Genomic DNA, 8,979 nt, shown 5'->3' with positions numbered 1-8,979 from the left:
AGGATAGGCTCATGTTTAGCCAAGCTGTCATTGAAAAACTGGATTATTACGTCTATTTCCTTCAAGACCCAAGAACGGATGAAGTGTTCTATGTGGGAAAAGGAATTGGAAACCGAGTCTTTAACCATTGATGAATCAATGGATGCTCGTAGGATGAGGGAAAAAATAAAGGATTATTCCGAATGGGCACCATACCAGCATGGATTTGAAACACATCTTCGAGCGCTTGTTGCATCCTGGGGAAATGCAAAAAAAATGACAAAGAACATTGAAAACCCCTATCCTGCTTTTTTCGTGCAAGAGTACGATCCTTTTGTTGACAATAGCACCTTACTATCTTAATCCTTGTTGTAAAGGTTAAATATTAATTTTTATATATGAATATAGGTTTGTTTGATTTGATCCAAGTATTTGATTTTTTTGCAGGATGTGGCGGGACAAGCAAGGGCTTTGAGATGGCCGGGTGCAATATTGTTTTTGCATTAGATAATAATTTGGATGCCACACTTACTTTTAAAAAAAATTTTCCCGATACGACAGTATTCAATAAAGATATCAACAAGATTAAAACAGAGGAAATTGAACCTCTGGTTTCAGGATGTAAAGGGAAGCCATTATTGTTCTGTGGATGTGCTCCTTGTCAGCCATTTACAAAACAAAAAACTACAAAAAAAAACGGGGACGATAGAATACAGTTATTGTCTGAATTTCAGCGATTTGTTGAGGCTTTTAAACCTCAATATGTTTTCGTTGAAAATGTACCGGGAATGCAAAAAAGAGTTTTTCAAAGCACCCCCTTCAAAACTTTTGTGAATTGTTTAGAAAAGAATGGATATTCATATGAATTTAAAGTCATCCAATCTCAGGATTATGGTATCCCTCAACAAAGGAAGCGATTAGTTTTAGTTGCATGTAAGACAAACCAAATTTCAATCCCTGAAAAAATTTGTGATCCATCTAAAGGTTTAAAGAATTATTCAACCGTAAGAGAATGGATTGAGGATCTTCCCCCCATAAAAGCCGGAGAAGAACACCCGGTAGTTCCTAATCACAGATCCGCTCAATTAGCAGAGATAAATATAGAACGAATCAAATCTACTCCGGAAGGCGGTAATAGACTGAATTGGCCTAAGCCTCTTTGGCTGGATTGTCATAAAAACGGATATAAAGGCCATACGGATGTTTATGGTAGAATGAAATGGGATGAGCCTGCAACCGGGTTGACAACAAGATGTATCAGTCTTTCAAATGGTCGGTTTGGGCACCCGGAACAAAATCGGGCTATCAGTGTCCGCGAAGCAGCATGTCTCCAGACATTTCCACGGGATTTTATTTTCCGTGGAAATCTTAATTCGATGGCAAGACAAATCGGTAATGCCGTACCTGTAAAATTAGCGGAAGTATTTGGAAGGTACATGATCAACCACCATAGGAATTTGAATGGCAAAATTTAAAACTAGAGCTCGAACCGTTGATCTTCTTGGCAGACAACAAATAGCCGGTATTCCGACAGCTATTAGTGAACTGTTCAAAAATGCCCATGATGCTTATGCCGACAATGCGTTGGTTGATTATTTTCGATCCGATGGACTTTTTGTTTTACGTGATGATGGCGTTGGAATGACTAAATCGGATTTTGAGAATCGATGGCTCACAATTGGTACAGAAAGTAAGGTCAAAGAGCAGTCGGGAATGGAGCCCCCCTATTCGCCCAAAGACAAACCTGAAAGAGTTACGATGGGGGAAAAAGGGATTGGACGTCTTGCCATTGGAGTAATTGGAAATCAAGTCCTTATATTAACACGTGCTGAAAGAGATGGCGTGCTCGATGATCTTGTAGCAGCCTTCATTAATTGGGATCTTTTTGAAGTCCCCGGGATTGATATCGATGACATCGAAATCCCAATTAAAACCTTTCCGGGTGGAACACTCCCGGATGTGGATGATGTCAATTCCATGGTTGAGATTGTCCGTCAAAATATAGATACATTGGCATCTAAAATAAATGATGACATTCGGAATAAGATTATCAAAAATCTCGATGCTTTTATTGTTGATCCAGACGACCTGGAATCCTTTGCAACAGGCCCGACACTCAAAGGAGACGGTCATGGGACACATTTTTATATCCTTCCTTCTAATGATACTATTGACCTGGATATAGATGAAGATCGCCGGAAAAATGATGATCCCATATTTACCAAATTTTTACTGGGATTTTCCGATACCATGACGACTACTGAAACTCCACTTTTAAAAACGGAATTTAGGGATTGGAAAACCGATGCACCTGGTGATTTTGTCGAACTAATTGGTCCAGGCGAATTCGTTACACATGAAGAATTCGATATGGCTGATCACCATATAGAAGGTAAGTTTGATGAATATGGACAGTTCGATGGAACGGTAACGGTATACGGACAAGAACCGATTAAGCATGTCGTTTCATGGACAAAGTCAAGAGGTAGGGAAACATTGTGTGGACCTTTCTCGTTTAAGTTAGCTCATATTCAAGCAGCTCCAAAAGACAGTTCCCTCTCTCCAGATGATTATGCACGAGTCAATTCAAAATTAAAACGTATGGGTGGGGTTTACGTCTATCGAGATGGGATTCGGGTGCTTCCGTATGGAAATCATGATCATGATTTTTTAGATATTGAAAAAAATAGAACAAAAAGTGCCAGTTATTATTTTTGGTCCCACCGAAAAATGGCTGGTGCAATTAGTATATCTCATAAAAATAAAAATTTGGTCGAAAAAGCAGGTCGAGAAGGTTTTCAGCAGAATAACGCATATCGACAGTTTTGCGATATATTAAAAAATTTCCTTATCCAAATAGCTGCGGATTTTTTCCGTGAAGGTGGAATTAAGGCAGAGGATTTTATCCAAGTTCGGGATGAATTAAACAAACAAGATGCTGCTCTGAAGAAAAAAGAGAAGCAATCAAAAACAAAAAGAAAAAATTTTTCAGATGATCTGAATACATTCTTTTCGAAAACAGAATCTTTGGACCATGAGGATGGGGCTAATGTAATCATAGAAAGCATCCATGATGCTCTTAAAAAGGCCAAAGATCTTGAGACTCCGGATCAGGCGGCAAATCTTCTTATCAGAGCCGAGAATTTTGCTAACAATGAACTTGAAAAACTGCGCTCAGATTTTTCTGTAACAAAACCAAGAGGTGTAGGGCTAACAAAACAACTGGATAGGGATTGGAAAGCTTATCTATCGGAGCGAGAGCGATTGGAAGAGCAATATTTCAAACCTACAGTAAAAGAGATATCCGAAATAATAGGCGCGTCTGCAAAACAAGCAAGAATATACGTTGATCAAAGGAAAAGGCTCGAAATTCTGATAAAACAAACGAGTGAAAAGTCTTTTAAAAAGGTTCAATCCAAAGCGAACGAAACAAAAACGTCTTTAAAAAATACTGAACAAAATGTTCAAGATCTTGTAAAAAATAGTCTTTCCGAAATTCAGGATTTAATTACACAAATTGAAATAGATTTTAATCGCACAAATATAGAGAAAATGGACGGTGTTTCAATTGACGATTTTAAAATTTCAATTGAATCAAGATTGAATAAAGCGGCTGAAAGCCATGAGGAAGTCCTTGAAAGTGTTAAACAGCAATTGGACATAATTCAGCTTTCAAGAGACGAAAAAGGGTTTCTGATTTCACAAAGCGATATGCTAGCCGCTCAAGAAAACCAACTACTTGCATTACAAGAGAATGCGGATGCAGATTTGGAATTAACCCAATTGGGAATGGCCGTTGATATTATTAATCATGAATTTACCAGTAGCATTCAGACTGTTAGAAAAAACGTATCTATGCTTAAAAGCTGGGCAGATGTGAACGAGGATTTAAAGCCACTATACCAAAATATCAGAACTAGTTTCGAACATCTTGACGGCTATCTCACATTATTCACACCATTAAATCGGCGCTTGTACAGAAAAAAAGTGGATATATCCGGAAAAAGAATCGCTAAATTTTTATACAATCTGTTTGAAGAAAGATTAAAAAGGCATGGTGTTGATCTGACCGTTACTGAAACATTTAGTGCTCTTACGATACAAAGCTATCCGTCCACTTTTTATCCTGTATTCGTTAATTTGATTGATAATGCCATTTTCTGGATGAGAGATCAAAGCTCAAGTAAGACGATTACACTCGATGCAAAGAAGGATGCTTTTATCATTCAAGATACAGGTCCCGGAATTCCTGCAAGAGATCACCATGCAATTTTTGAAAAAGGTTTTTCGAGGAAACCGGGGGGAAGAGGTCTTGGGTTATTCATTTCAAAAGATATCCTTAGAAAAGTTGATTACGAAATAATCATTGTTCCAGAGTATCAAAATGGCTCTTGTTTCAAAATTCAACCATTACAACTCTAATTCTTAGAAGGGAAAATCACGGTGACTGAAACCACCTTTTTTAACCATTCAAAAAATATTATCCAAGAATTTTTATCAACTGCTATAATCTTTGACGACCAAGCGAGTTTTGGAGATTTCAACACTAGTCAGCCAAAAACTGTTGTCTCCCCGACTACGCGCAAGAAAAAAGCTCAAGAAAAAGTAGATGAAAAAAACAAAGACGCCACAGGCTTCGAAAAAGAAGAAGCATTAACACTTTCTCACGATTTAAATGCAAAGAAAGTCATAAATAGTTTTGCAGAAAAGGGTATTCTGTGTTCAGTTATCAAGCCGGAGGAAGATGAACTTGAGACGCTTCATGAAACTGCGACTCTGTTAAGTGAGAAAGCCGATCTAATTATTTTCGACTGGGAATTAAGTCAAACGTCTGGAAAAACAGCCCTACCATTAGTCAAAAGGACAATAACACATTTCAATAACAGATCGCCTCAACAGCTTCGCCTTATAGCGATTTATACAGGCACAACAAATATTAACAAAGTTTTTTCTCAGATTAGAGATGAATTAAGCAAGGATGATTTTCAGATTGAAGATCATGGTGATAATTGTTGTCAAATTGATGCTTGTCGTCTGTTAGTTTTTGCTAAAAAGGCCGCGAAGACAGCAGAAGGTGTGATAAAGGTTTCCTTTGAAGGTTTAGCAGACTTTTTAGTAAACGAATATACTAAAATGACAAAAGGGATATTGTCAAATGTTGTGATGCAAAGTTTTTCTGTAATCAAGAAAAACACGCACCAGGTATTAAAAAAATTTTCCGGTATGGATTACCCTTTTTTAACGCATAGGACTTGTCTTCCAAGTCCTGAGGAAGCCGAGGATCAAATCTCAACACTTATATCCGAAGAGATTCAGTCCTTACTTGAAGAATATAATGTCGGGAAAAAATCGGATTTAAATGCATTGCAATATTTTTTTGATGAAAAACCCGAAGATATTAGCTATTCGATAAAACCTTTAAATGAAAAAAAGAACGATCTTTTAAATAATGACCACATTCTATCATGGTTAGAAAAAGGAATTCCCCCAAACGATGGCGTTCACCCTGCATTCCTATCAAAGAAGGAAATAGATAAATTATTTCAGCATCTTACAATGATAATGTCGGGTAAAAAAGGAGAAAATTTTGATTTAAAATATGCGGCACTGACAACGTTAAGATCTAAATATTCAGAGAATCAACCATACTTGACTTTAGGCACTGTAATAAAAGAGTTATCTCAAGAAACGTATTGGGTCTGTATACAACCTGGTTGTGACAGTGTGAGATTATCGGGTGATGTATCTTTCCCATTTTTGCCTGTCAGTGAGGAGGGGGCAATCCAATGTGTCATTCCAAATAATCCAAATGATTCCGATTCGTTTGTTAGAAAAAAAATATCTATCAAATTTTCTGACTGCCAAAAAATTATATTTACTGCTGATCCTATGTCTAAAAATATTAAATCAATGAAAGAAGCTGATGGGTTCTGTTTTGAAGATATAGCCAACAATAGATTTCAATTTATTTGTGAGTTAAAACCATTATATGGGCAGAGATTGTCTAATAAATTTGCGGCCAATATATCCAGAGTTGCTACGAATAATTCAGAATGGTTGAGGCGATGTGAAGAAAAAAAGCTCTGATCATGGCTGATTTTATGACCACAGCCCAACGAAGCAGGGCAATGTCAAAAGTTACCGGAAAAAATACAAAACCGGAGATGAAAATCAGATCAGGACTGCATCGTGAAGGATTTAGATTCAGGTTGAATGATAAGAAGCTGCCGGGAAAACCTGATATAGTCCTGCGTAAATACTCTAAAATCATATTTGTCCACGGCTGTTTCTGGCATCATCATATCAACTGTTCAAGGTCTAAGATGCCACAGACCCGGAAAGAATTCTGGGAAAATAAGATCAGGAACAATGTCATCCGCGATCAAGAGAATATAAGAAGATTAAAAAATATGGGGTGGTACGTAGCAATTGTTTGGGAGTGTGCCACAAAAAACCAGAAGAATCTTATAAATACGATTGATGCACTTAACAGATGGATAAAAAAAGGGCAATCCTGCATAGAAATTCCTGAACAATAAAAATGGCGCATCATCCACACCCCACCCTAACAACAAAAATGCTACGGACTGCGCCGTATATTTTTCGTGTTAGACAAGCAAGGTACTTTTATTAAACATGAATACCGACAATAGCATTCTGTTAAAATATGTTGGAGAGAACGGAGATGAGGCAGAAATAATACCATCTTTTTTCGAACCATTAGGTTTCGAGGAAATGTTCTCTGATGACAAATTGTATGAAGTTATAGCGAAGGTGAAGTCTGGGAATGGAAAAATTAACGATAAGATAATTGATCAAGACAGTACATGTTCATTTTCTATTCATTTTCATTCTGATATCTCTATATATGTACTGGTTCCTGACGGGTGGTTGCCAATAACTTTTCTTAATAAAAACTTTCTTGTACCGGATAGAAACTTTCTTTCATCTATCATCCAAATAAGAGCTAACAATTTAAAATCCAATACTAAGTCTACCAAATGGTGGTTAGATTTTCACAAAAAATCAGACATTGTTATTAATCCTATTTTGTATGCGTTTGAGGGAAATAAAAGAAGGAAACCAACGTATGATGAATTTCGTGAATCCTTCAATAAGGCAGTCAATGAGCTGACCGAATACTTTCCAAATGCAAAAATAATTTCGTCAAAAACCGAAGAATTTTACAAAGCTTCTTATTCTATTCTTGATGAAATGACAGTCTCCCAAGAAGATGATATCAATTTTTTAATAAAAGCTGCCCCTTTAGTTGCTTCGCCCTATTCAGACAAGCAATTAAATGAAGCTCAAGATACTATAGACAAAATAGCTATGGAACATAATTGTTTGGGTGGGTCATTTCTATATTTTCTTGTTATATCGTGTCTTTATGAAATGAATGACAATTCTATTTATAAAGCTGCTCGAAAGGTTTTAAAGCCCAAAGTAAATTATTCAAAAGAAGACGCTTATAATACAATATCAGATATAAATGCTTTGATTTTGTTTGTTCAATCTTTGTCAATTTTCAAATCACCTTTTCCTATTTGCACATGCGATAAGGCGTTGGCCGCTTTTTGGGTAGGCCTTAACCCCATAAAGCTTAATAGGGCAAATAAAAAGATAGAAGTTGAACTACCATTCAACAAATGTTTGTTTCCGCGGCTTAATATAGAGCAAAGGACAAATCTTGCAAAGAATATAAAAAATAAAAAAAGTGTCTAACAGGCGGGTGAAGCGGACAGCAAGGGTCTCCTTTTTTTTAAGATTGAAAAAACTTTTAAATGATGTGCTTTCAATGAACTTTATTGGAAACCCTTGCTGCTCGTTACCCAAGCGTTATGTTTGCAATAGATTATACAAAACACACAAAAGAGACGTTGTAGGTGAAATTGTAATGTATTCAGTCATTATATATGGGTTTCCAACTTACTTGATCTTTTTTGAACTTTTAGTAAGAAGTTTTTCTGGTTTTGATACAAGTGCTTTTATTGGACCAACTCTGGGAGCTGCTGGTTTAGGTTTTTTGATGTCTGTCATCCAGCCAAAACCAGTTATGCTAACCGATGAGCAAAGAATATTTACACAACAAAATGGCGTGGTAATTAGAAATCCGAACGATGAACGTATCATAAGCATAGCCTGGGTTTTTATTTTTATTGGCGTTTTACTTTGGTATTGTTCTTGTCTGGTATCTCTCAAGTACCCAACCATTTCTTTTTCAATTTTTCCAGTTCATTTAATTATTGGCCTAATCAATTATTTAATTGGGATTATTCTCAGTGTTTTCAAGGATAAAGTATGAGTGAATGGTTAATAGAAAACAAAGAGTGGATTTTCAGTGGTATTGGAGTGGCAATACTTTCTATCGTTGTCAGTTTGATTCTTCGATTAATTAAATCAACTAAAGAATCATCAAAAGGTAATTATAATATCACTCAAGTTCATGGCAGTAGTAACGTAAATATAAATGTAAATAGTTCAGAAATAGGAAGCTTCATAAATAAAAGCACCAATGAAAATAGCTTTGAAAAAGTTGTCGCCACTATTGAAGTCCCTAAGGCAGGGCAAGTTTTGGAGAGAAAAATTTTCTGTTCAGGTACAATAGATAATTATAGCTTGACTACAAAAATATGGTTGATCGTAGAAGTCGATGGGTTATTTTGGCCTAAGCAAGCTATGATTGATATCGACAAAGAAGGCTATTGGAATGCAAAAATATACGAAGGTGGTTCACTTGAAGAATTTTCTATTGCCATTATTACAGTAACCAATGAAATGAATGCTATAATCGAGCAATGGTTAGAAAAGTGTAGTCGCACAGGTGATTATCCAGGGTTAACATATACCAATGGTATTCGTAAAATCTGTTCAGCAGATAATTTAAAATTAAAATAGGGTCGCATAATAAGGCTACTGCAGCCGACGCAAAAAGCCGCGCGGCGTTGGCATCTAAAGTAGAGAGGGTACATGAAATTCATTCAGATCTTAATTTTAATA

8 protein-coding genes are annotated in these 8,979 nt (G+C 36.3%); all 8 read left to right on the top strand.

Features of this window, described 5'->3' with window-relative positions:
- Positions 1-342, top strand: a 342-nt coding sequence (locus ACYQ2M_RS24155; RefSeq protein ID WP_459918961.1) for a hypothetical protein, incomplete at its 5' end; no start/stop codon positions are given.
- Between the two features lie 47 nt (positions 343-389).
- Positions 390-1,454: a DNA cytosine methyltransferase gene (locus tag ACYQ2M_RS24150; RefSeq protein WP_459918960.1), complete on the top strand. Its 1,065-nt coding sequence runs from the start codon at positions 390-392 to the stop codon at positions 1,452-1,454.
- Entirely contained in the window at positions 1,441-4,401 is a 2,961-nt protein-coding gene (locus ACYQ2M_RS24145; RefSeq protein WP_459918959.1) for an ATP-binding protein, read from the top strand. Before ACYQ2M_RS24150 ends, ACYQ2M_RS24145 begins: the two co-directional genes overlap by 14 nt.
- A gap of 21 nt (positions 4,402-4,422) precedes the next feature.
- The gene (locus ACYQ2M_RS24140; protein WP_459918958.1) at positions 4,423-6,066 is read left to right on the top strand and encodes a response regulator receiver domain; all 1,644 of its coding nucleotides are present in this window, start codon (positions 4,423-4,425) and stop codon (positions 6,064-6,066) included.
- A gap of 2 nt (positions 6,067-6,068) precedes the next feature.
- Complete coding sequence (locus ACYQ2M_RS24135; protein WP_459918957.1) at positions 6,069-6,518, top strand: very short patch repair endonuclease; 450 nt, start codon at positions 6,069-6,071, stop codon at positions 6,516-6,518.
- 97 nt (positions 6,519-6,615) lie between these two features.
- Positions 6,616-7,704 carry a hypothetical protein gene (locus ACYQ2M_RS24130; protein ID WP_459918956.1) on the top strand — a complete coding sequence of 363 codons (1,089 nt, stop codon included), beginning with the start codon at positions 6,616-6,618 and terminating at the stop codon, positions 7,702-7,704.
- A gap of 172 nt (positions 7,705-7,876) precedes the next feature.
- Positions 7,877-8,284, top strand: coding sequence for a hypothetical protein (locus ACYQ2M_RS24125; protein WP_459918955.1), 408 nt, complete (start codon positions 7,877-7,879; stop codon positions 8,282-8,284).
- The gene (locus tag ACYQ2M_RS24120; protein WP_459918954.1) at positions 8,281-8,877 is read left to right on the top strand and encodes a hypothetical protein; all 597 of its coding nucleotides are present in this window, start codon (positions 8,281-8,283) and stop codon (positions 8,875-8,877) included. The genes ACYQ2M_RS24125 and ACYQ2M_RS24120 overlap by 4 nt, the downstream gene beginning before the upstream one ends.
- Positions 8,878-8,979 lie beyond the last annotated feature (102 nt).

Source organism: Desulfocicer niacini (genome assembly GCF_054657595.1).
Note: the sequence above shows the minus strand (reverse complement) of the source record. Positions and strands in the feature narration are given on the sequence as shown.

Coding starts and splice junctions, on each gene's coding strand:
- ACYQ2M_RS24145 (WP_459918959.1), top strand. CDS start 1,441: ATGGCAAAATTTAAAACTAGAGCTCGAACCGTTGATCTTCTTGGCAGA.
- ACYQ2M_RS24135 (WP_459918957.1), top strand. CDS start 6,069: ATGGCTGATTTTATGACCACAGCCCAACGAAGCAGGGCAATGTCAAAA.
- ACYQ2M_RS24130 (WP_459918956.1), top strand. CDS start 6,616: ATGAATACCGACAATAGCATTCTGTTAAAATATGTTGGAGAGAACGGA.
- ACYQ2M_RS24125 (WP_459918955.1), top strand. CDS start 7,877: ATGTATTCAGTCATTATATATGGGTTTCCAACTTACTTGATCTTTTTT.
- ACYQ2M_RS24120 (WP_459918954.1), top strand. CDS start 8,281: ATGAGTGAATGGTTAATAGAAAACAAAGAGTGGATTTTCAGTGGTATT.